Raw genomic sequence first — 22,805 nt, 5'->3', positions numbered from 1 at the left:
AGTTGCTGCACTTGAGGAGCCGCTGGCCTCGCTCGCCATGTCGCCATTATTGAAGTGACTGAGAAGTTACGCGGTCACCTTCCCCGCGCGCGGGAATTCGAGGATCGAGCCCTTGATCAAACGGTTTTGTTCACCATCGGTCGTCTGCTCCTTGTGCACCACGGCCCGTAGCCACGATGTTATGCAACAGACATCCACAACCTATCTCTCAGGCATTAGCAGCGATGCAGGCCAAGCGAAGACCCGAGGCCAGGACCCAAATCGCCGTCAGCAGGCGCCGGATTGCTTGGAGCCAATTGTTGAGGGTATTCATCATCAGATCTCAGACATCGAAAAGGGCAGGGGCCGCGGAGGCTCGCAACTGCTAGGTTGGCTACAGCGCAACGCTCTGTATGTTCTTCACTAGCCGCCTTTGCGCTACTAGCAGCGATGGTCACCAGCTGAGGTTTTACCATGATGATCGGGATGCCCTCGTCATCAGATCTTCGCCGCGACGAAGGCGAAAGCCACTTTCACGATCTCAAATACCGCCACACCTCAACCCCCTAACTTTTCTCTCTCGAACACCGTTTGTGTGCCGAGAGCCTACTTAACAGCTGTTAAGTTATGCCATGCCAGCCGCACGAGATCGGAGTTTAACAGCTGTTAAGCCGCGTTCCGCCGGCCAATCAATGCCATGACCATTGGGCCACAGGAAAACTCGCCTGCCGCAGCTTTGGTAGTCAGAGCTCGCAAGTATCCACCAGGCGATCTTATGTCGGCGAAGCGTTCCAGCATGGCAGCAACGACGATCGACGCTTGCTCCGGACCCATGAACCGCTGTGCTTCTTCCCATGCAGACGCACTGATGCCCATGGCTGGCCGCACATGGCACGCCGCATCGAAGAGCTGATGCCAATGCCGGATCTCACCTTGGTAGAAGGTCTTGAGCGAGGGACATGCCGCGATCACTAGGTGCAGCGGGATCTTTGGCAGGTGTCTTGTGTCCTGTTCATCAACGTCAGCCACCGGCTCATTCGTATCCACATCTGGCACACCCGCCGCCGCCCCGCTTTCTTCTAAAGCAGGTTCAATATCTATAGATTCTTTATTTGAATTATGATGATGACGCTCAGATTGGGCATCATTGGTGTTCATTTCTTCTGTTTCAGGGCCATCAATGATGTTGCGTGCCTGGTCAAGGAGAGCTTCAAGATCGGCTCGATGGGCCGCGAGGTCCTCAACTGAAAGCTTGCGACGAAGCGCGCGGGCTGTGAGGGCAGCCCTGTCGCGAAGCTGATCCCAGAAGCCTAGGCCTGGCTGCATCTCGTCTCCGAACTCGGCGAGGGCCGCGAGATCGCGGCGCATGAGGCTTACGACCTCTCTCAGGCGCCTGACGCGCTCCTCAGCCTCACGTACAGCCTCTGCGGCCCGTGCTATCTCCTCGGACTGACAGTAGAGCGGGGAAAGATCAAAGCCAAAGGCAACGCGGTCTTCGCCGTGCTTGCGGACGTAGCGCTTCCCATTGGGGCTATCACGCCGCTGGAGCAAGCCAGCCTCGACAAGACGCGCGAGGTGACGACGCATCGTGGAGCAGGGCATACCATTCAGGCGCTCACAGATCGCCTTGTTCGAGGGAAAGACGACCATCTCGGCATTCCCGCCAAGCGCATCGTCCGGAAAGAAGCTGAGGAGCCCCTGCAAAACCGTCAGATCACGTTCCGAGACCCCAAAGGCCGTTTGCGCCTTGGAGAGCTCGCGCAGGAGTTCCCACTTGTTAACGGGTCTGGCTGGAACAGATGCCTCGTGTCGTTCAACGACACGCAAATGGGCGTGCGAAATCGGCCGCATAAACGGCGAGATTGGTGTGTACTCCATGAAAATGTCCACGAAGACAAAAATTCTAGGGCCCGCGAATCGCTTTGCGCTTGCGGGGTAGGGGCCAGAACGCTACATTCAGAAGTGCGAAAACTGAGATTTTGTAGCGGGCTGATCCCGGTGCGAAACCTTACAAAGGTCTCGTGAAGCTAGCTTCTCGGGGCCTTTTTCTTTTTGCCTGTATCGTGCCTCCTTCTTGTTGGTTGCTCTTCCTCAGTCTCCTGAACGCTTCCAGCGCTCATGAAGCTCGGTAATCAGCTTTGGGGCGTTGCCCTCCAACCAGCTGATAAAATCAGGTTCATCCGTAGTTAGATCAAGTTTGAGCTGCTTGCCTTGGCGGCCGGTCTTGACCGTCGCAGCTCCAACACCGGGGATCGCCAAAGCAGGCACACCCTTTCTAGACGGGCTTGCTTTCTTCTCTGCGCTCTTCGCAGCTGCCAGAACTGCGAGAAACGCACGCTCAGAAACCTCATCGACCGAGCCGGAACTTCCGGACTTGGCTGCATGAGCTATTGCTAGCAGTTGGTCCCGATCACCGTCGTAGGCACCCAAAGCCTTTTTGAGCTCTTCCCATCTCGGGCGACCAATCCCAGGAGCTGCACCAATTGCCTGGATGAGATCCTCGCCGACCGTCCGAACGACACTCAAGAGCTGTGAAACCCCAGCTTCGTGGAGGCTAAGGACTTCGGCGACACCACGATTGGTGCGCTCAGCCCCTTCCAAATGGTCGCCGTCCAGAAGGGCCGTCGCTACAAGCGCACGTTCAATAAAGCTCAGATCACGACGCTCTTGGTTCTCGAGAAGCTGATCTCGAAGCGCTTGATCACCTTCAACCTCTGTGACGATGGCTCGAACTTTGATACCGAGTTCGCGACATGCTTCCAAGCGTCTGCGGCCATAGATCAGGTTGTAGCGATCGCCTTCCAGTGGGCGGACCAAGACAGGCACACGCTGACCGTTCTTGGAAATAGAGCTCTTCAGGCCCTCAACTTCAATCTGAAGCCTGTCATCCAACCGTCCTTCGGTAACAATCTGCGCCGGATCGATCTCAAAAACACCGCCACGCAGTCGGCGCCCTTCAAGAGCGTCAGGCGCGTTGCGAAGGGTCTGCAGCGGCAGGCCAAGTTTAGGCTTTCTTGCCATTCCGCCCCCATGTGTTCTGGATGATTTCAGCGATCTCATCGTTCACTGCGTTCATAGACTCGATCGCACGATCAAACGTCTGACGCGTGAAGTCCTTCTTGTCAGCTTCGTAGAGCGTTTGCTTGGTCAAGCCGGCATCAGAAATTGCGGTCGACTCAACCATGTGATTGGTCAGGACCGACCTCCCAAAGAGCCCGCGAATGAAGGCGATGACTTCGGTCTGTGGTGCGTCGCCGACTTTGTATCGCGTTGGCAAGAAGCGAAGCCAATCGAAGCGCAGATTTGCGCCTGCATCCCTGATTACTCCAAGAAGATCCGCAGTCATTCGCAGGAATTGGGACATCGACATAAGGTCAAGCATCTGCGGGTGAACCGTCACGAGCACACCAGAGGACGCGGAAAGTGCTGACATCGTCAAGAAACCAAGTTGCGGCGGACAGTCGATCACAACAACGTCGTAGTTCGCTTCAACACTATCGAGTGCGTCATGAACTCTCGCGAAGAACGCCTTCGCTCCGCCTCGCTGGATCGCAGCAGGCGTCTCGTGCTCGAACTCCATGAGTTCAAGGTTGCCCGGGATAAGATCAAGGCCGCGGATGTAGGTCTTGCGGATCACTTCGGCGATCGGAACCGGATCGTCATAGCGAACGGCATCATAGAGGGTTCCGCCCTCCATGAGGTCGAGTTCTGGCTGGATTCCGTGAAGAGCCGAAAGAGATGCTTGGGGGTCGAGATCGATCGCAAGAACCCTGTACCCCTTGAGCGCCAAGCGCTGAGCGAGGTGAGCAGACGTCGTCGTTTTGCCGGACCCGCCCTTGAAGTTCACCACTGAAATGACTTGAAGCTCGTCACCGTCGCGACGTCCAGGCACGTAAGTTCCAGACTTTTTTGCGTTTCCTTCAAGCGTCTGCCGGATTTCCCAGATATCGTCGAGCGTATAGCGGCGATGACTTCCAGCCGTCGTCTCGACGTCAACGATCTTTCCTTCTCGATGAAGCTTCCGAAGATAGGTATGGTCGACGCCAAGGAGCTCAGCAGCTTCGCCGCTGGTCAGAGTGCGCATCACCTTCTTTGCATCTGGTGGGAAGTGTGCAGCGCGCTGAGCATGCAGGTTCGACGCGAGAAGTTCCGCGTAGTGCCCGATGGCGATATCTAGATCCTGTTCTGCTTCGCTCATGTTTGCCCCGATCCGTGGGCGCGTTTTTTATGTGACCGCGCGTTATTTTTCGAGACTATTGCCCGAGCAGCCAGATTCGTGCAAGCACTTTCTAGATTTAGTGGCTATCCGTTAGGCCAACACAAGTGTCGTGTTCAGAGGAGCCCCAACTTTTCCGCACGCTCAAGCAGCATTTTGACCGAGGACGGCTGCCAGCCAGTGCGGCCTCGAGGGGTGCGCTCACGCATGGCTTCCAACCGGTCGCAGATCGCTTGTAGCGCGATATCCGGGTCCGACCCTTTGATGGCCGCCACGATGGCCGGCAGGCGGTCATCGGTTTCGCGGCGTCCTGCGCGGCCAAGCACCTCGGCAGGCAGGAATCCGTCTCTGACATATGCCTTCACGGCGCGGAGCAGGCGGCTTTGGGTCCAATGACGATCTGGGGGCAGGGGGCCATTGATAATCCGCAGGACGTCTTCCCAAGCCATATCGGGGCGCAAGCGGCGCACATGGGGCACCCAATCCTGCGCGGTCTCGTTGAGGCGCTCCATGTAGCCGTCCTGTCGCGCCAGCCGCACCTTGCGCAGCGCAGCGGGATCCTTGGCGCGTAGCCCAGGATTGCCACCAACGCGCCCTTTGGCGCGCGCAGAGGCAAGCCCGGCCTTTGTGCGTTCGCGGATCAGAGCGCGCTCGAACTCGGCCGCAGCGCCTAGAACCTGCAACGTGAACTTGCCTTGTGGCGATGCCGTGTCGATCGGGTCTTGGAGAGAACGGAAGAAAGCCCCCTTGGCCTCCAGACGTTCGATCACCTCCAGCAAGTGCGACAAAGACCGCGCAAGCCGGTCGATCCGCACGACGACCAGCGTGTCGCCGTTCTGGACACGTTCGAGCACGCGTGCCAGCACCGGTCGTGCGCGATTGCCGCCAGAGGCGTGCTCTTCAAAGATCTCGACGCAACCCGCAGTTTGCAGGGCCTCAGACTGGGGCAGGAGGGTCTGATCCTCTGTGGAAACACGGGCGTAGCCTATCAGGGGCATGAAATCGGGCTGTCTGCAATTTTATGTATCGCTATTAAACGACCGTTTGTAAACGAATGCAAGTAGGCGCTCTCTCGTCGCGCTCGTCCAAAAACCCTTGGTTACCTTGCGCTGAGCGCGATCTGAGAGGTTCCACCGGCAGTCGCGCGCGCATACTATATAAAGGGCGAAGGCAACCGCCACAGAAATCACTTGGGTAATGTGCAAAACGACAGTATTTTGCACACATGAAGACCCAAACATCCGCTATTATTCATGATTTCGATGACCCACTCTTCACCAATGAGGAGGATGAAGAGGCAAACGAAGACGACCTCTGGTTTCTGCCGGGACCACTCGAAGAAGAACCAGATGATTTGCCTCCCGGGCCGCGAGCGGAACCGCCAGACAATGCCGTCATCAAAGACTGGGCAAAGGCAGAAAGCGTTCACTCTGCGCGACTGGCACGCGTGGCTGGACGCCTGGGTGCTCTGGATGACCGGCTGCTGCGCGGCCCGGAAGGCTGGCGGCATCGGCTTGCTCTGATCGAGGCAGCGGACCTTAGCTGGTTCGCAGGGGATCGGGTCAGTGCTGACCGCCTGGCGCTCTGGATATCGATGCGGCTCTCGGGCGCACAGGATGACCAAAATGCCCTTGCAAGAGTTGGATGGGCTGTTCGGCGCCTGACAGGCGGTCCCGGACCAAAAGCTGATATGGCCGCCTTCCTTGATCGCCGCGATCCCGAGAACATTGAAGACAGCGCTGAGCGTTTCGAAGATCGCGCGGGCGGATGGCTGGATGTAATGGCAGCCGCAGCCGAGCTCCACCCAATCACCCGGGCTTGCATGGGCTTTCATCTCTGGAGTCTGGCGGGCCTCGGACAGCACGGAGACCAGATCGAAGCCGCCGTCACCGCGTCCAGGGTCGCGGCCTGCGACGGAAGCGGCGCCGTCTTCGCGCCGCTGGCTATGGGCGGGGCAGGGGGGCTGCGTGGCTCGGGCACACCTACCGAACGCTTGGCCCGCTGGTTGGATGGCATGAACAGCGCAATTCTGACGGCGATGCGAACACTTGACGATATTGAAGCGTGGACCGGTCGGGCAGAAAACGTCATGGCGCAATTGTCTGGCCGCACGCCAGTTGCCTTGCGAAGAACTTTCTCTCAGTGGCCCTTGGTCTCCGCCCCAATGGCTGAGGCGACGACTGGAGTCAGTCGCGCCGCCGTTCAGCGCAATCTGGCGTGGATGGAGGCAAGCGGTTTGATCCGCGAAGTGACCGGGCAAGGGCGATATCGAATGTGGTCTCTCGACATCTGAAAGTCGTTTCTCAGGGTTTGCTGGATGGCTTCAATGTGTCAGCATGACAGAAATTGTCATGCTGGGATATTACAGCAAACGCAAATTTGAAATGAGGCCGTCAGAATGACTTTCTCAAAAGCTGCCAATCTGTTGCGCGTCGCTGACATGGCGACCTCGCGGTATGATGGAATCCGATTGCAGGACGTGACGGACGAGTTCGGCTGTGATCACCGAACCGCGCAGCGCATGATGCGTGCTTTTGAAGCAGTGTTCCCTCAGGTTAGCGTCACCGAAGATGATCAGCGCCGCCGCCGCTGGCATTTGCCCCGCAGTGATCCTCGATGGCTTCAGGCCCAAGGACTACGTGACAGTGAATTGGCCGCACTCGATATGGCGGAGAAACGCGCGCTTCGCGATGGTGCGCTCGAAGATGCAAAAAACATCCGCGCTTTGCGGGACAGACTGCTTGCAGCGATGCCCGCAAGCCATGCCAGACGCACCGAAGCGGATGCTGAGGCCTTGCTCGAAGCGCAAGGATTTGCATCTCGCCCAGGGCCTCGGTCTGTCACCAACATGGAACTGCTTGGAACGTTGACAGAAGCTTTGCGGGCCCCTTTGGAACTGACGCTCTCCTATCGCGGGGCTGACGATGCGCGACCGCGCGTGAGAGTAGTTCACCCCTATGGCGTTCTTCTTGGTGTCCGACAGTACCTTGTTGCGAAGCCAGTCGATGGAAACAAGGTGATGCGCCGGTTCCGTTTGGATCGTATCGAAGAGGTCAGCATTACGGGCCAGAGTTTTGCACGAGATCCAGACTTTCATCTGGATTCATTCGCTGCTCTGTCTTTCGGCTCCTACCACTCGGACGAGGAATATGGCGAGGTAATATGGCGGTTTGCGCCTGAAGCTGCGGAAACGGCGCGGCGCTTCGTCTTTCACCCAAACCAGAGTGCTTCAGACCAGCCCGATGGATCCGTCCTCGTCAGATTTGTCGCCTCCGGGCACTTGGAGATGGCCTGGCATCTTTACCAATGGGGAAACCAAGTTGAGGTCATAGCACCGAAAGAACTGCGAGAACTTGTGGAGGCGTATCGACGAAGTGACTTCCCTTCACTACCATGACAAAAATTGCCACCCTTAGTTTCTAATATTGCATTAACGCCCAGATAACCGATTCTCGAGAGTGCCCATGCGTATCGATCCATTACTAACTGCCAATCCCATCACCGGGGCAGTGCGCTATGTGACGGATGACCTGCTTCGAGAGACCTATCTCGCTCCGAAATCCCGCGATCTGGACTTGCTGGCCACCCTTGAAGGACGGAACGCACCTTGGAGCGCAAGCTTTGAGGCCGCACCCGCTGAGACAACACGAGCCGTCGAAGCAGCCCTCACGACTGTCGCGCGGTCAACGCAGAGCCTCAGTCCTACTGAACTCGATGTTTCGGCATTGCCGGAATGTCGTGCGAAAACACACCTCGCTGCGTTGAAAGAACTTTGGAAGGACTTGGGCAGTTTGCCTGAGCCATTGGCGGCATGGGCGCGCGTGATCTGTTCTGAAGCGAAAGATGCACTTGAGCCGCTGCCGATCCTTGATCCGTTGCCGTGTCCACACGCTGATGCGGCAGAAGCTGCCTTGGCGGAAGCTCTGACACGCCAACACGGCGCTGCACCCGAAGCAGTTCTGACAAGTTGGATGCAGCGCCAGCCGCGAGGTGATGGGTCAGCAGTTGGTTGCTACGGCATTGTCCAAAATCATTTGGGTGCGGCGACGAATCCTGTCGAACGTGATTCCACCGTGTCCTGTTTCGGGCTGCGTGATCCGAGAGAAGAAGCACAATTTGCAGCGGCACTTGCCCAACGCATGCTTGATGACGGCTGCGTTGATGGCCCTGGCGAAATAGGGTTCTTGGTGCCCGACGACACCGCCTACATGTTGGCAATGCAGGAAGGCTGCGAACGACTCGGTCTGCCGCTTGCGGGTGCGCCGGAGGAAGCGGCCAGGAGAGACCTGACAGGCGAACTTCTTTCGCTCCTGCTGGTCCTGTTGTCCGTGCCTGCACCGCGCACGGCGCTGGCATCCCTTTACATCTCTCCTTTGATGCCATGGACGCGCGACGTTGGTCATCAAATGGCCCGTGAAGTAATGGATTACGGCTGGTCCAAGACAGCCTCTCAGTTGACTGGATCAGCGAAGGAGTTGCTGGAAGCGCTGCAACCATCGCATACCCCGGAGCAATTGTTCGCGCGTCTGGGCGCGATCGATAAATCTCTACCAAATACGGACTTGCAACCGCGCATTGCGCCCTTGCGCGCAGTAACCCGCGAAACGCTCGACTGGGCACTGCTTCACAAGCTGGCGGTTCCACACCAGGTTGACGCCACTGGACATCAACGGTTTGTGGAAGGGGTATCGCTCTTCACAGAGAATACACTTCCGTGGCGGCCCGTTCGCCAGCTACTTGTGCTGGGGATGAACGGCAACCGCTGGCCACGCAGCCCTGGGTCGGATCCTTTCTTCACCGAGGCTGAAGTTGCTCTGATCCGCCAGAATACCGGACTGCAACTTAAGGGCCGCCGCGAGAAGCTCGCGCGTGGACTGGAACTCTTCCGCCGTCAACTTTGTGCAGGGACAGAAGGCTTGACACTCCTCGCACCGGCGAAAAATCTGCTCGGTGAACCTTTGTCGCCTTCCACCGGTTTGGCCTTGATCAGCCATATGCTCGGATCTGAGAAACCAACAGACCTTATGCAGGACGTTCGAGCTCTACCGCGTGATCAATGGCCCGTGGCATGGCATGTAACGCCCCACCTTTCGCACGGATTCAGAGCTGAACTCCCGGAAGATGGTATTCTGCGGCTCAACCGTGGTCTTGGCACACCAGACAAACCGGGCATCGATCTTCTCCGCATCCGGCATGATGATGCGGGGCGGATGCTGCCGCAATCGCCCTCGCGTCTTGAATCCCTGCTTGTGAGCCCCTTGGCCTGGTTGCTCGACGAGCTCGATGCGAAAGACCGCACCTGGGCACCAGAAACCCTCGATGTCATGACCCTCGGGACAATTATACATCAGGTCCTCGAAGACGCCTTCCCTGAAAACGCACCAGTCTCGGCGATTGACGCTTTGGAAGCAACACTGCCCGATATCCTCGATGCAGCGATCAAGAAACACGCAAGATGGCTCAGCGGCGCATCTTGGGCTACAGAACGTCAATCCCTCTTGGGCGAGGCACTTGACGTCGCAAGAACTTGGGCCGGATTCTTGAACGAAACTGGCGCGACCATTTTGCACAACGAAATCAATCTTGCCGGGGATCACGGTGGACTGCTCTTGCATGGCAAGGCCGACTGCCTCCTACAGTTGCCGGACGGGCGGATTCTCGTTGTTGATCACAAGAGATCAGGAGCCGGCAATCGCCGCGACCGCATGTCAAAGGGCTGGGACCTACAAGTCGCACTCTATCGCGCTATGCTGGAGCGCCCCAACGAAGAGACCGCGCTGACGCGACTGGTCGACGATGGAGCGCAAATCGTCACCGCCTATCATACAACACGCGACGCGACGGTTTTGTCCGATGACCTTGGAGCGGGCCTTGCTCGTGTCGAAGCTGCCTCCCGAGATGTCTCTGAGAATGCAATGTCGCATCTCGCGGATGCCGTCGCAGAGGTTGGTGCTGGTACAGTGCGATTAAACCGAGAGGGAGATGCCAAGCGGTTCGAGAAAGAGCGCGGTATCAAAGCGTACGCACTCGAAGGCAATCCGCTGGTTGCGGCCTTCACTTTGCCCGAGGAGGACCAGGCATGACACATCTCACGCTTGTACCTGCCGGAGCAGGGGCCGGGAAAACCCATCGCATCAAGGAAACGCTTGCCGATTGGGTGGTGGGTGGTGAGATTGCCGCCAGCAGGATCTTGGCTGTGACCTTCACAGAAGCTGCTGCTTCGGAGATGCGCGATCGTATCCGCGGCGCATTGATGGCGCGGGGGCGCATCGGGGATGCGCTTGAAATTGACCGAGCATACATCGGTACTATCCACGCTTTAGGACAGCGGCTTCTGACAGAACATGCCTTCGCCGGCAGGCGCTCCCCCGAGAGCCGTCTTCTGACAGAGCCCGAGCGCGATCTTCTTATCCGCTTGGAGATGGGGCGTTGTGAGGCGTTGAAGCCGTTGATGGTTGACTTGGCTCGATTTGGTTATGCTTGGGATCCGCAGACAGGCATGAGTGCCGAGGAGAAATTCCGCGCGAAACTCCTGCAAACTGTCGATCTGATCCGAGGCTTGGGCGAGCGAGGTGGTTCTCCGGATATTCTGAACTCTGCACTGGCGGAATTGACCGATGGCTATGGTGAATGCGAGGCTAATGGAACAGCTTTGACAGATGCATTGAGACGGGCTGTGCAGTCTCTTCTGGATGCATTTCCGCACAATCTTGCAAATCAATTCCAAGGCAATGCGTCTGCCGTGAAGGACTTTTCCGGCAACCACAAAGACCTGCGCCGCGCTTTGGGGCCCGGTGTTTTGGAGGGCGACTGGAAGCTATGGCAAAAACTGAGAAATCTTCGTCAGTCGAAGCGGGGCTCACAAACCCCTGAGGGCTACGATGAACGTGCAGCTGCCGTGGTCGCCGCTGCAGATTTCTTGCCACGCCATCCAGGGCCTCTGGAGGATGCTCGCGCCCATCTCACCGCAATTGTGACCGGTGCACAGGAGGTTCTCGCCGCCTATCAGGCCGCGAAACGGGAAGCAGGACTCATCGATTATGCCGACATGATCGTCGAAACCGAAACCTTGCTGCGGAAAGACCCCGCAATCCTGCAATCGGTTCTTGGCGAGATCGATTGTGTGGTGATCGATGAGTTTCAAGACACTAACCCGGTTCAGTTCGCCCTGCTTTGGCGGCTGGCTTGTAGCGCCAAGCATGCACTCATCGTTGGAGACACCAAACAGTCGATCATGGGATTTCAGGGCGCAGACGCCCGGCTGTCAGCAGCACTTCAAACGGCAAATCCGGATGTTATTGCACCGCTTGACCGCAACTGGCGATCCGATCCGCGGATCATGGAACTTGTGAACACGCTTGGGCCAACACTCTTCCCAGATAGCTATGATGCGCTTTCGCCAGTGAGGGCTGAAACCGGTGAGACGGCATTCGAAGTTCTGAATTTGCCGCGAAGTGACTTCGTAAATGGGGCTCCCAGCATCGCCAACCGCGTCGCCGATCTTCTGGCTGATGGAACACAAGTGTTCGACAAAGCGCGAGAAGAGCTTCGTGCTGTTCGTCCAGAAGACATCGCCGTGCTCTGTTACACCCACGGTCATGCCAGCAGCGTCGCCGCAGCACTTGAGGCACATGGCATTCCTGTCCGCATTCAGCAGGCGGGCTGGCTGGGCGCACCCGCTATGCGTGCGGCGCGCGCGGCGTTGGCCTACACGTCTGACCCCGGAGATACATACGCGGCACTCACGTGGCTGACGCTCGGGCCACCTCGAATGGCGATGGAGGATGCTCTTCGCAATGCCGTGGATGGAGTGCTGGACACGCATCAGTCATTGGAAAACTTACGAGGGTTGAACCAAGCAATCGAAGCGCTTCCGATCGCTGATGCGGTTGCCTTGGTGTTGCAGACCACCGGTTTGCGAGACTGGGCTGCAGGCATTTCCGACGCGACACAGGCCCTGGCGGATTTGGCCCGCTTGGATGGAGAAGCGCAGGAATTCGACAGGATGTTGCCCGGGCTGCGCGCCGCAGCAGGCTTCCATGGCAACAACATGCAGATTTTCCTGGGTTGGATTTCAGGGCAGACGGATAGAGATTGGGATCGCCACCCAGACCGCGACGCTTGGTCAGGCAGCGGCGTTGAAATTTGTACATGGCATTCAGCAAAAGGTCGGGAATGGCCGATAACACTCGTGGCCGGCCTCGATCAAAGTATTGCTGAGCGCCCTGGAACGTTGCGTGCAGAGTTCGAAAGCTTTGATCATCTTGCGAGTGTGCTGGACAACGCTGGGCTAGGCTTCCTCCCAGACTTCGCAGCCCCGGAGAGCCAGCAAGCCTTTGCTGATGCGCGGCATCCCGAAGATATGAAAGATGCCGCCCGCAAGCTCTACGTCGCGCTGACGCGGGCTCGGGACAGACTGATCTTGGTTCTCCCTAAGGAACGGAGGACAGCCCGCACGCAACCCGAGCGAATGATAGATATTCTACGGGATCACGCCGGTCTTACAGTAAACGACGGCGAAATTTCTCTGTGCGGACGCGCGTTTGAGGCTCGAATCCTCGACGGCAATGTCGAAAGCCCTGACTCGACAGGAATCGTGGAAAATGTTGGGTATGCTCTCTTCGGCGAACAGCGGGGATTGGATCTGACTGGCAAGACAGCGTGGCGGCGGAGCCCATCGACTTTCGCCAACCCAATCGACGAACCAGCAAGCCATCTGACTACCTACAATCTTGGATCACCTATCTCAGATCGCGCATTGGCCGATCCTGCGGCGCGAGGAACTGCCTGGCATCTTGCGTTTCGCGTCCTCGTCCAACACCCAGATAAGGCAGATCAGCTGGAAGCCGCGACCGGCCTGCCGAAAGACACTCTAGCGGAGATTGAAGCTCAGGCTAGGGCTCTAACCTCTTGGCTCTCCGATCAGGGTTTTGATCGTCTGCATTTCGAACTTCCTATTCAGGAAGTGGCGGCCGATGGCTCTGAGACCAATGCAATCATCGATTTGCTGGCCGAAGGCCAGAACAGCCTGCTAATCGTTGACCACAAATCCGGGGCCTGTCCGGATCCTGAGGCACGTTTCGCAACTTATCTACCTCAGCTCGCGGCGTATGCAGAGCTCATCCGCAAGGAGTGGCCGGACAAACAAATCAAAGGAATAGCGATCAACTGGATGAGCGAAGGAACACTTTCGCTTTCCCGGGTGCCGCAGGAAGTCCTAACGTGAAAACACCCAGTCAGATAAGGGCAACAAAAATCGTAGAGCTGAGTTTGGGAGAAGCCGTTGAACGACAATGAATTCAAGTCCCAGACGAACCGACCCTCCTTGTCCCGCTCAAGGCCCGAAAGTCCACGACAGTGGACCTCACGGCGTCCGCGCTTGAGAGTCGAAGTGCTCAGCACCTTCCATGTGGTGGAGCGTAGACTGATGACGGCGCGAGGCTGCGCCACGATTCATTTAGGAGGCCCGAAAACATGATCTCGATTCAACAGCACAATCTGCTGATCTTACGGCCGTCGCGACGCAGGATCGGTATCAAGCCCCAGCCTCTTAAGCGCGTAGAACAACAGCGCGCGGCCAGCCTCCATGCCGTAGTCCATTTCGATGGCTCGGCGCTGGTTGTCGGAGAGTTCCGGATGCGGTCCGATCTCGAGCACGACCTCTGTGTGCCAAGCCTCATCCACGTGCGGGTCCGGCGTAACCGGTCCTTGCCCTACACAGCCACGCCCGCAAATCATCCGTGACGTGATGCGGTGGCCTACGGGCGACTTCACAGGGCTTGGGTCTTCCCTACGGGATCATCCGTTTATGTCTCGTCACCTCCGCAAGAAGATTGGTCCGCCCTATGCACTTTCTGCTCGCCCTCGTTCTGGTGTCGTTTGTTGCCGCCCCGCAGGCCCATGCCGATCGCTTGACCGGCGTTGCCAGCGTGATCGACGGCGATACACTGGAAATTTGTGGACAGCGCATCCGGTTGCATGGGATCGATGCCCCTGAAAGCCGACAAGTTTGCGCCACGGCCGAGGGTCAGCGCTGGCGCTGCGGACAACAAGCGGCACTGTCCCTCGCCGACAGGATCGGCCGTCGGCAGGTCAGCTGCACCGTGCGCGATATCGACCGCTATGGCCGCTTCATTGCGGTCTGTCATCAGGACGGCACCGATCTGAACGCCTGGCTTGTGCGTGAAGGGTGGGCCGTGGCTTATCGCCGATACAGCGGCGACTACATTCGCGATGAGACCGAATTCAGATCCGCACGGCGCAATATCTGGTCCGGGAGTTTTGACATGCCGTGGGACTGGCGGCGCGCGCAACGTGGTGGATGACGACGGGCAACGCTGTCAGCTCGCGATCTTGCTGATCTCCGCAACCACAATATGTGTCACCAATGTTGCAATAGTATATTTTCGTATGTATGCTGGGTGAAGATCGTCAAGGGTCCTTGCCATGCGTTTCGAATTCAAAAACCTCCCTCTGGTGGCCTTTTTAGCTCTCGCCTTGACCGGCCCTACAGTTCCGACGCAAGCACGCGCCCAAACCTATCAGATCGACTGTGCCATCCTGCTGTGTTTGTCCGGTGGATGGCCAGCTTCCGTGCCCTGCGCCCGCGCACGGGCCGAGTTCATCCGGCGCATAACTCCATGGCCGGTGGAGCCGCCGCTTCAGATTTGGCGCTGCCCGATGGGTGCGTCTTACGATGGACCTGCTAGATCGCGGCCCACGGACCGGATCTTCGATGCCCTATATGGTGGTTCAGGAACCCCTCCAAACTCTTCAGCCCCGCTCTTCGAGCAGGCAGCCAGTGCAGGCGGGATGCTTGGGCCTACAGGCTCCAACGCGGCTTGGGACAACCTCGTAAGGGCCGATTACGCTCTCCAGCTCGTGGAAGACCGAGCCGACATCGATATCAGCGGGCCGGAATTCAATTTCGTGCGCTCCATTCGCGTCTTTGACGTTCGTTATGCCCGCCAGCACGAATCCGGGCGAGATGGCGACTGCAACCGCAGCGCCGTAGTTGTCCTCGGCACCTATGGGATCCAGGGCGATTTTTCGTGGAGGTCGTCTTCACCCGAAGCGCTTCCTGCGGCGCATGCCGGTCTTGAGAGATGGGGCGAGCACTGCCCAAGCATTTTTCACAGATCCGTCTTTGTGGAGTGGCATGACTACAGCGGGAATTACGGTTTCGAGCAGGTCAATTACTGACTGCTGAGCTGCTACGACGTCGCGCAGAGCCTTGTACGAAATCAAACCTGGAATGCAGGAATATCCACACAATTGAGGGCCATAATGGCCATATTCTTCCATGTCAGTCGTAGCGACAATTCAGCTGCGTGAGAGACGCGAAGTCGATTTCAGCTTTATCGGCATCGCTAAGATCCGGGTAAATCCTTGTGACGCGCTGTGGGCCATGCATGTCCCACCGGATTGCCAGAGCACCTGTGTTCCAGCGATATACCCAGCCGACAATGGTTTCTTCATCGGCTGCAATCAAATTGGCGATCGCGACGCCTTCGACCTCATTTTCGTTCACTGTTTACTGACTTTCTGCAATTTGGCGTTGCGGATAGCAGCTCAAATCCAAAACGTTTGCTGCAACCGTATGCCGGGCCTAGTTAAAATCGGTGACTGTTCGTCCTCGCGGTAACGAATTCACACCGGGAGAAGTCGGCTCCCGTGTTCTCGATTGATGAAATCGCTTAAATCCTGTGGTCGGGCTCCGTGGCGGCTTCGACGATCGCCAAAACATCGAACGGGTCAAACCCAATGGCGCGCGCCAAAACGACCAGTTCGACGACGTCGATCCGGCGTTCGCCGCTCTCAATGCGCGCAACGAGAGATTGATGGCACTTGAGCCTGTCCGCCAAGTCGTCCTGGCCCAAGCCTGCGCTTTTGCGCGCGTCGACCAACGCCTGGCAGAGTGCCATCTGCCCTTTGCTTCTGATTGTTTTTGCCACGCGTCACATACCTTTTGTGACGTCGCTAGCGGATGAAATCTGTTATCTAAAAAGTAGATATTTGAGGGTGTTATCGGCGTCTGGTTTTCACGGGCTGCTAGTCTGATGCTCCCGAGGCTGCCCATCAATCCCCTACCAATTGCAGAAATCGGCCATAGTCCTCGCTGACTTCCCGCGCTTCTTCGAAAGCGCGGGCGCGTTCGCTGTCAAGGCAACGGAAGTAGCTCTGGATATCCTGGATGTAATTTTCGAAATCGCCGCGGATGATAGCCGCATAGTCCCGCGCGGCCTGCGAATCACTTGGCAGGAAGGGGCGGGGCGGGGCGAAGCAGGATTCCGCCAAAACCGGCCCGGGAGCGCAGATCAGAAGGGCCAGAGCTTGCAATGGGAGCAGGCATATCAACCTCGGGTTTCTCAAACCTGTTATCTCCTTGATCGCGGACACTGGCCGAGACTAGTGTTTGCGTGACCAAACTACAGCCAAAGCATGATATTACATCTTGCGGTTGATAGTATACTATCGTAACTCTGGGCTTCAAGTGGGAATGCCTAGGGTCGCGCCATTGGAGAAAGCGTGAGCCGGGCCATGAACTGGGACATCGAAGCACCAAATGTGGTTACGGAAGCACGTTTCCGCGAACTCGTGGAAAGCGGCTATAGCGCAGAAATCCTGTGCCAAGAATCGGCACACAAGAAAGGCCCCAGCTATTACGGGGTCTGGATCATGCGTGTGGTCTCCAACGAAGGCGTGGAGAAGCTGCTGGTCACGGCCCGTACTCGGACGACCTATAACGACATCAAGATCCGCGAGTTCAAGACGATCTCTGGCGTGGTGTCTTTCTTCATTGGCCTTGGTTTTGCGCATGTCGACCTGCCGCTTGAGGCGGGGACAAGCCGTACGCACAAACTCGCCCCACCAGACAAAGCCCCATCAGAAGAGGGCACTGGCAGCTAGCCTCGTCTGTCTCTGGCTGGTCACAGCGCCAGCTTCAGCGCAAATGGTCCTGGTCATGGAGAGCGACGGCTCTCTGACGCCGTCCCGCTCCCAAAGCAGCTTTGCTCGAAACTACAATGACGGGATTGGTCAGGGTTCGGCCTCCGATGGGATCGCAATTTTCGGCGAGGTAGAGGACGAGCAAGAGGGCGTCCAAGTTGCGGCCCTTGCCCGCCTGACTCCCCTGCCCCGCGCCGATGTTCTCTCTGGGATTCAGACCACGGCCTTGCGCTATGCCGGCCATCCGGGCCTGCGTCGCGCGGGGCTTTCCGTGACCGATTGGCTGGCTCTCTATCGGGCCAATATCGAGGTTGAGAGCGCCTATCGCCAGGATGCGATCTCGAGCGCGGGCGCTATAGGCCTTGGCCAGCTGATGCCCGCCACTGCCCGTGATCTCGGCGTTGACCCGCGTGACCCGCTGCAGAACCTCGACGGGGCCGCCCGCTACCTCGCGATGATGTTGGACACGTTTGGCGATCCACGCCTTGCCCTCGCAGCCTACAACGCCGGACCCGATGCGGTCCGCCAGTACGGCGGCATTCCCCCCTACCGAGAAACCCAGAACCACGTGGCCCGCGTCATGGCTGTCGTGGCCCGATTGGAAGGATCAAATTCATGAGACAGATTTCAAACCTCTTTGTCGCCTCACTGGCGCTTTTCCTGCTCATTGCCGAGCCCGCCCTTGCCCAAAGCATCGATCTCTCCCCGATCCAAAGCTTGTTGCAGGGCATTGTCGATGCTCTAACCGGCCCGCTCGGCGTCGTGATCGCCACACTCGCGGTCCTTGGCGTTTTCTTGAGCTGGTTCTTCAATATCATCGATCTGCGTCAGGCGCTCTGGGTCCTCGTCGGGATCGCTGGTGTTGCGGCCGCTCCCACCATCGTCGCCGCGGTTTTCGCCGGTGGCTGAGCGCTCGCCTCTCTTTCTGGGCCTCGTGCGCCCGCCGAAGCTTCTGGGCCTGCCCATCATGTACGCGATGGTCTGGCTTTTCGGCTCGGTGCTCTTGTTCGTCTGGGTCCAGCACCTTGCGGTGCTGGGCGTGGCCGCCCTGCTCTACCCGGTTCTCTGGAAGGCCGCGGACTGGGATCCGCGTTTCATCGACGTGATGATGACGGCGCTGCAAGAGACGCCGCCCACGCGGAACCGCTCCATCCACGGCGGGGACAGCTATGCCCCGTGAAGCCGCGCTTGATCTCCGCACGATGACGCCGGAGTGGTATGCGCGCGAGACCCGCCTCGCGCACATGCTGCCCTATGTGAGCCTCGTCGATCACCAGACCGTGCGGACCCGGGTCAACGAGCTTTTCCAGTGCATCCGGCTCGACGGAGTCAATAGCTACACGACCGATGACACCTATCTCGATAAGGTGACCGCGCTTTTTGCCCGGATCATTGCGCAATTGGGGCCGGAGTTCAGCTATTACGTCCATAAGGTCTCGAAGGCGATCACGCCGGACCTCAAGCCCCTGCGCGAGGACAGTTTCGCGGGAGAAGTTGACCGGCTCTGGCGCACGAAACTCGAGACCAGCGGGCTGCGCGACAAGACGCTCACCCTTACGATCATCCATCGCCCGCCTCCGAAAAGCGTCCTGCCCTTCCTGAACCGCAGCGCGCCGGATCGCCTCAAGGAAGCGACCGAGAAGCGCCTTCGCCGATTGGGCGAGGCCGTGAACGTGTTCCTGTCTGGCCTGACGGAGCTGAAACCGCATGTACTCACGGCCAATAGCGGCGAGTTAATCGGCTTTCTGGGGGCCCTCAACACTGGCCAGGAACTGCCGCTCTATCCGGCGAACACCTATGGCTTCCTGTCCTTCAACGTGGCCAACACGCGAGTGACGTTTCAAGGCGATCACTTCGAGCTCTCCGAAGGAGTCGTGGGGCATCGCTATGGCAAGAGTTTCACCATCGGGGAATACTCGGAAGGCACCTCCTGCACCATGTTCGACATGCTGAACCTGCCGGTCGACATGATCGTCACCCATTCCTTCACGCCGATCAATTCGAACCTCATGGCGGGCCGCATCAAGCGGCAAAAGCGTCAGATGCAGGCCAGCCAAGATGCGGCGCTCTCGCTCATGGAAGCCCTCGATATCGCTGCCGATGATCTGGAGGCCAAGCGGCAGAGCTTCGGCGAGCACCACATGGTCGTGACGATCTTCTGTGACACGCTCGACGAGTTGCAAGCACTCAGCGCCGAAATCGTCAACGCCGCCGCCGCCGAAGGCGTGAAGATGATTGGCGAGCGGGTCGCGGCAAAAGCCCACTACCTCAGCCAACATCCCGGCAACCAACCGAAGCGCGTGCGCGCCAGCGCGATCACCAATCGAAACTTCGCGGATTTCGCGGCGTTTCATCGGACCCAGCTCGGCAAACCGGCGGAAAAAACGCCCTGGGGCAAGGTCATCACCTATCTGCCCACGCCGGAGCAGAGCGCCTATCGTTTCTCCTATCACGAGCAAGGCAGCCCCGACAAAGAACCCACCAGCGGGCATACACTGATAATGGGGCGGCCCGGATCGGGCAAATCGGTGCTGTCGGCCTTTCTCATGACACAAGCCCGTCGAGCAGGTGCGCGGATCTTCGTCTTCGATTACCGTCTCGGTATGGAGATGGCGGTCCGTGCCAATGGCGGGCGCTACGCGTCTTTGAAAGCTGGGCAACCCACAGGGCTCAATCCTCTTTGGACGGAAACCGATAGTCGCGGCACAGCATGGCTCTCGGATTGGCTCGCCACCCTGCTCTACCGTGCCGACAAGCCACTCACTCCGGCCCAGACCAACCGCATCCAGGAGGTCGTGCGTCAGAACGCTCAGGCCACGAACCCCGCCCTGCGCAACTGGCAGGATTTTGCATCGCTCTTTGTCTCCACCGACGATGGTGGCGATTTGCACCAGCGCCTTCTCGAGTGGACCGAAGAGGGCCGCTACGGCTGGATCTTCGGACAAACGCTGGAAGACACCTTCTCTCTGGAAGGCGATGTCGTTGGCTTCGATCTCACCGGCATTCTCGACAGCGAGGCCGAGAAAGAACGCATGGCCGTCCTCTCCTATCTCTTCCGCCGGGTCGAGCGCGAGATCGAGGATCGCCGTCCCACGATCATCGTCATCGACGAGGCCTGGAAGGCGCTCGACAACGCGTATTTCGCCGAGCGGCTGTCGAACTGGCTCGTGACCGCGCGCAAGCAGAACACCGTCGCGGTGATGATGACGCAATACGCCAGCCAGCTCGAGCGCACCCGAACCGGCAAGACCATCGTCGAAGCGGTGCCCACACAAATCCTGCTTCCGAACATCCGCGCCCATGCCGCCGATTACGCGATGCTGAACCTCTATGAGAAGGAACTCGATGTGCTTCTCAACACCGGCAGCGACAGCCGCCTTGCGCTCATCCGCGACGACCAGGGCTCGATCGTCGTCGATGCCGATCTGAGCGCCCTCGGGCCCAATCTCACCATCCTCGGCGGCATGGAAAAAGGCGAGACGCTCGTCGGTGCCGACTACCGCGACCGCCCAGACTTTTGGAGGCTTTCATGATTCGTACTCTGTTTCTTCTCACCGCGCTCGGCGCTTTGGCCTCCTGCGCCCAGTACCAGGAACCGCAGGCGAACTGCTTCACCTTCCTGGCCTCGACAGCACCCACAGCACCTGATTGCAGCTTCACGCCCCTTGGCACGCCGGAGGGTGACGTTGAAGTCTAGGCTGCCTCATATCCTGGCCCTTTGCCTGCTGCCCGGTCTTGGCGCCGCCCAAGGCGTGCCGACCAATGACAGCGGGCTGACCGCGCGTGACATCGTCGAGACCAGCGATCGCGAGGCCGACCTCGCGGTCCAGGCCGACAAGCTTGCCGCGCGCGAACTCATTGCCGAGATCGAACGCGAGCAACTCGAGACCTTGCAACGCGTCCTCGATGCCCAAACCAGCTTCGGCGGTCAGGGTTTGCCGGCCATGGTCTCCGGGCTGGAAAGTGGCAGCGGGGATCCGGCCCGTTCCGCCGAGGCCGTCTATGGCAATGCCGAGATTGATCCCAACCCCGGCGGCGCGCAGATGTTCGGCGATGCGTCCGAAAACATCGAGCAGCTCATCATCCGCGTGGCCCAGGAAACCAGCGGTTTCGCAGGCGTTGGGCGCGCCGGACTGTCCCCCGTCCAGTGGCGCGCGCTCCTCCAAGCGCTCATCTGGCAGGAAAGCCGCTTCACCATCGGCGCGCGCTCGCCGGTCGGGGCCTTTGGCCTCACCCAGATTATGCCCGGTACGGCCAGCGATCTCGGCATCAACCCGGAATACTATGACAGCCCCTACCTGCAGGTGCATGGCGGCGCGCGGTACCTGGCGGCCCAGCTCAACACCTTCGACGGCAATGTCATCAACGCGCTTGCCGCCTATAACGCCGGACCCGGCCGCGTGTTCGAATATGGTGGCGTGCCGCCCTTTGCCGAGACCCAGCACTACGTCCAAGTCATCCCCGAACGCTACAATCTCTACCTCAGCCGAATCGGCGGGATCGAAGCGCTCGGCACGATCGACCCCGCGCTTCTGGCCAATGCTAACCTCTCGATGACCGGGCATGGCGCGGCTTTCTATGGCAACAACTCGCCCGCCGCGATCAGGCAAGCTGCCCTGCGTATCCAAGACATCGTCACGCGGATTTCCGTGACGGAAGACGTGCAGGAAAGCGTCGCGCTCAACACCTATGCCCGCGCCGAACTCGTGCGTCTCGTCGCGGCCCGCATCCGGCTACAGGCGGCGCGGACCCGCGTACTCTCGGCCGAAGAGCTGGCACAGGCCAGCGCCCGCATGGCCGAGGGCGCGTTCATGGAATTCACGATCAGGGAGATAGACTGATGAGAGATTTACTCTTGAGAACGGCCTTAGCCTCGACACTTGGGATTGGCCTACACTTGGGAACCCTCTCCCCTGCCCTTGCGCAAGGCGTGCCCGTCGTCGATACCCAGAACATCGCGCAAAACATCCAGCAGCTCCGGCAGATGATCGAAGACGAGATCCTGCAAAACGAGCAGCTGACGCAGCTCCGCGAACAGCTTGCGACACTCACGGACCAACTCGCGGAGCTGCAAAGAACCTATGAAGCACTTACCCGCCTTGCCGAACTTCCCGAGATTATCCGCACCGAGATGGAGGACGAGCTGAACGGCCTGCTCGACCAGGAGTTCGGCGATATCATCGCCACGATTGAGGCGATCAAGACCGGAGACTTCTCTGGCCTGTCGGGCTCCGGCGCGGGCGAGATCGAAACACAGATGGACCGGGTGCTGGCCGATCTCGGCTTTGATGACGATACCCTCACGGAAATGGCCACCAGCGGCAATCCCGGGGCCAACCGCGTGGCGACGCAGGCCACAACCGGCGCGCTCGTCTCGGCCGCTGCCCAGAACAGCTACGAGGACGCAGGTCAATCGCTGGAACGCGTCGACCGGTTGGTCGGGCTGATCGATGACATGGACGAACTGAAGGAAAGTATCGACCTCAACACGCGGGTGACGGCGGAGCTGGCAATTGCCCTCGTCGCCATGTGGCAGCTTGAGGCCGTGCAAACCGTGGGTGACGGCACAGGCGGCGTGATTGATGCCGCCACAATCGCCGAAGAACAGCGCTTCATGGATTTCACCTTGCCGGACCTTCGGGCCGAGTAATCGTGGGGGCAT

22 protein-coding genes are annotated in these 22,805 nt (G+C 58.8%); 14 read left to right on the top strand and 8 right to left on the bottom strand.

Annotation, left to right across the window (positions count from 1 at the left end):
• Positions 1 to 645 precede the first annotated feature (645 nt).
• The 4 genes from repC to AC2FLU_RS01965 all read right to left on the bottom strand — a co-directional run bounded on the left by repC (position 646) and on the right by AC2FLU_RS01965 (position 5,193).
• Positions 646 to 1,857: a plasmid replication protein RepC gene (repC, locus tag AC2FLU_RS01980; protein WP_496811796.1), complete on the bottom strand. Its 1,212-nt coding sequence runs from the start codon at positions 1,855 to 1,857 to the stop codon at positions 646 to 648.
• 213 nt (positions 1,858 to 2,070) lie between these two features.
• Entirely contained in the window at positions 2,071 to 3,000 is a 930-nt protein-coding gene (gene repB, locus AC2FLU_RS01975) for a plasmid partitioning protein RepB (RefSeq protein WP_496811795.1), read from the bottom strand.
• The gene (gene repA / locus AC2FLU_RS01970; RefSeq protein WP_009827042.1) at positions 2,984 to 4,177 is read right to left on the bottom strand and encodes a plasmid partitioning protein RepA; all 1,194 of its coding nucleotides are present in this window, start codon (positions 4,175 to 4,177) and stop codon (positions 2,984 to 2,986) included. Before repA ends, repB begins: the two co-directional genes overlap by 17 nt.
• Before the next feature lie 134 nt (positions 4,178 to 4,311).
• The gene (locus tag AC2FLU_RS01965; protein ID WP_496811794.1) at positions 4,312 to 5,193 is read right to left on the bottom strand and encodes a recombinase family protein; all 882 of its coding nucleotides are present in this window, start codon (positions 5,191 to 5,193) and stop codon (positions 4,312 to 4,314) included.
• Between the two features lie 227 nt (positions 5,194 to 5,420).
• Here AC2FLU_RS01965 and AC2FLU_RS01960 point away from each other — a divergent pair, with 227 nt between their 5' ends.
• From AC2FLU_RS01960 to AC2FLU_RS01945, 4 genes are all read left to right on the top strand, one after another.
• On the top strand, positions 5,421 to 6,488 hold the full coding sequence (locus AC2FLU_RS01960) for a helix-turn-helix domain-containing protein (RefSeq protein WP_496811793.1): 1,068 nt from the start codon (positions 5,421 to 5,423) through the stop codon (positions 6,486 to 6,488).
• Between the two features lie 105 nt (positions 6,489 to 6,593).
• A complete protein-coding gene (locus AC2FLU_RS01955; protein WP_496811792.1) occupies positions 6,594 to 7,592 on the top strand; it encodes a helix-turn-helix transcriptional regulator in 999 nt (332 codons plus the stop codon).
• 67 nt (positions 7,593 to 7,659) lie between these two features.
• On the top strand, positions 7,660 to 10,278 hold the full coding sequence (locus AC2FLU_RS01950) for a RecB family exonuclease (protein ID WP_496811791.1): 2,619 nt from the start codon (positions 7,660 to 7,662) through the stop codon (positions 10,276 to 10,278).
• On the top strand, positions 10,275 to 13,421 hold the full coding sequence (locus AC2FLU_RS01945; protein ID WP_496811790.1) for a UvrD-helicase domain-containing protein: 3,147 nt from the start codon (positions 10,275 to 10,277) through the stop codon (positions 13,419 to 13,421). The genes AC2FLU_RS01950 and AC2FLU_RS01945 overlap by 4 nt, the downstream gene beginning before the upstream one ends.
• Before the next feature lie 281 nt (positions 13,422 to 13,702).
• On the opposite strand, the gene AC2FLU_RS01940 is transcribed toward AC2FLU_RS01945, so the two are convergent.
• Entirely contained in the window at positions 13,703 to 13,969 is a 267-nt protein-coding gene (locus tag AC2FLU_RS01940; protein ID WP_496811789.1) for a BrxR family transcriptional regulator, read from the bottom strand.
• A gap of 71 nt (positions 13,970 to 14,040) precedes the next feature.
• Here AC2FLU_RS01940 and AC2FLU_RS01935 point away from each other — a divergent pair, with 71 nt between their 5' ends.
• Together AC2FLU_RS01935 and AC2FLU_RS01930 are read left to right on the top strand one after the other, a co-directional pair.
• Complete coding sequence (locus AC2FLU_RS01935; RefSeq protein WP_496811788.1) at positions 14,041 to 14,520, top strand: thermonuclease family protein; 480 nt, start codon at positions 14,041 to 14,043, stop codon at positions 14,518 to 14,520.
• Positions 14,521 to 14,641: 121 nt separating this feature from the next.
• Positions 14,642 to 15,397: a hypothetical protein gene (locus AC2FLU_RS01930; protein ID WP_496811787.1), complete on the top strand. Its 756-nt coding sequence runs from the start codon at positions 14,642 to 14,644 to the stop codon at positions 15,395 to 15,397.
• A 103-nt stretch (positions 15,398 to 15,500) separates the two neighbouring features.
• On the opposite strand, the gene AC2FLU_RS01925 is transcribed toward AC2FLU_RS01930, so the two are convergent.
• The 3 genes from AC2FLU_RS01925 to AC2FLU_RS01915 form a co-directional block, all read right to left on the bottom strand.
• A complete protein-coding gene (locus AC2FLU_RS01925; protein WP_496811786.1) occupies positions 15,501 to 15,725 on the bottom strand; it encodes a hypothetical protein in 225 nt (74 codons plus the stop codon).
• Positions 15,726 to 15,891: 166 nt separating this feature from the next.
• Positions 15,892 to 16,149 carry a helix-turn-helix domain-containing protein gene (locus AC2FLU_RS01920; protein ID WP_350080343.1) on the bottom strand — a complete coding sequence of 86 codons (258 nt, stop codon included), beginning with the start codon at positions 16,147 to 16,149 and terminating at the stop codon, positions 15,892 to 15,894.
• Positions 16,150 to 16,273: 124 nt separating this feature from the next.
• A complete protein-coding gene (locus AC2FLU_RS01915) occupies positions 16,274 to 16,525 on the bottom strand; it encodes a hypothetical protein (RefSeq protein ID WP_496811821.1) in 252 nt (83 codons plus the stop codon).
• Between the two features lie 210 nt (positions 16,526 to 16,735).
• On the opposite strand from AC2FLU_RS01915, the gene AC2FLU_RS01910 reads away from it, so the two are divergent.
• The 8 genes from AC2FLU_RS01910 to AC2FLU_RS01875 are packed head-to-tail and all read left to right on the top strand — an operon-like array spanning position 16,736 to position 22,793.
• A complete protein-coding gene (locus AC2FLU_RS01910; protein WP_496811785.1) occupies positions 16,736 to 17,104 on the top strand; it encodes a hypothetical protein in 369 nt (122 codons plus the stop codon).
• Positions 17,105 to 17,147: 43 nt separating this feature from the next.
• Entirely contained in the window at positions 17,148 to 17,762 is a 615-nt protein-coding gene (locus AC2FLU_RS01905; protein WP_350080339.1) for a lytic transglycosylase domain-containing protein, read from the top strand.
• Positions 17,759 to 18,052, top strand: coding sequence for a TrbC/VirB2 family protein (locus AC2FLU_RS01900; RefSeq protein ID WP_012187323.1), 294 nt, complete (start codon positions 17,759 to 17,761; stop codon positions 18,050 to 18,052). Before AC2FLU_RS01905 ends, AC2FLU_RS01900 begins: the two co-directional genes overlap by 4 nt.
• Positions 18,045 to 18,323: a VirB3 family type IV secretion system protein gene (locus AC2FLU_RS01895; protein WP_075777190.1), complete on the top strand. Its 279-nt coding sequence runs from the start codon at positions 18,045 to 18,047 to the stop codon at positions 18,321 to 18,323. Before AC2FLU_RS01900 ends, AC2FLU_RS01895 begins: the two co-directional genes overlap by 8 nt.
• The gene (locus AC2FLU_RS01890; protein WP_496811784.1) at positions 18,313 to 20,676 is read left to right on the top strand and encodes a VirB4 family type IV secretion/conjugal transfer ATPase; all 2,364 of its coding nucleotides are present in this window, start codon (positions 18,313 to 18,315) and stop codon (positions 20,674 to 20,676) included. The genes AC2FLU_RS01895 and AC2FLU_RS01890 overlap by 11 nt, the downstream gene beginning before the upstream one ends.
• Positions 20,673 to 20,840, top strand: coding sequence for a hypothetical protein (locus AC2FLU_RS01885; RefSeq protein ID WP_167733416.1), 168 nt, complete (start codon positions 20,673 to 20,675; stop codon positions 20,838 to 20,840). The genes AC2FLU_RS01890 and AC2FLU_RS01885 overlap by 4 nt, the downstream gene beginning before the upstream one ends.
• Positions 20,830 to 21,984: a lytic transglycosylase domain-containing protein gene (locus AC2FLU_RS01880; RefSeq protein WP_496811783.1), complete on the top strand. Its 1,155-nt coding sequence runs from the start codon at positions 20,830 to 20,832 to the stop codon at positions 21,982 to 21,984. Before AC2FLU_RS01885 ends, AC2FLU_RS01880 begins: the two co-directional genes overlap by 11 nt.
• Positions 21,984 to 22,793, top strand: coding sequence for a type IV secretion system protein (locus AC2FLU_RS01875; RefSeq protein ID WP_496811782.1), 810 nt, complete (start codon positions 21,984 to 21,986; stop codon positions 22,791 to 22,793). The genes AC2FLU_RS01880 and AC2FLU_RS01875 overlap by 1 nt, the downstream gene beginning before the upstream one ends.
• Positions 22,794 to 22,805: the final 12 nt, after the last annotated feature.

The organism is Ruegeria sp. SAZD013, from assembly GCF_059612525.1.
The sequence above is the reverse complement of the archived record's forward strand: the minus strand, read 5'-3'. Positions and strand labels throughout refer to the sequence as shown.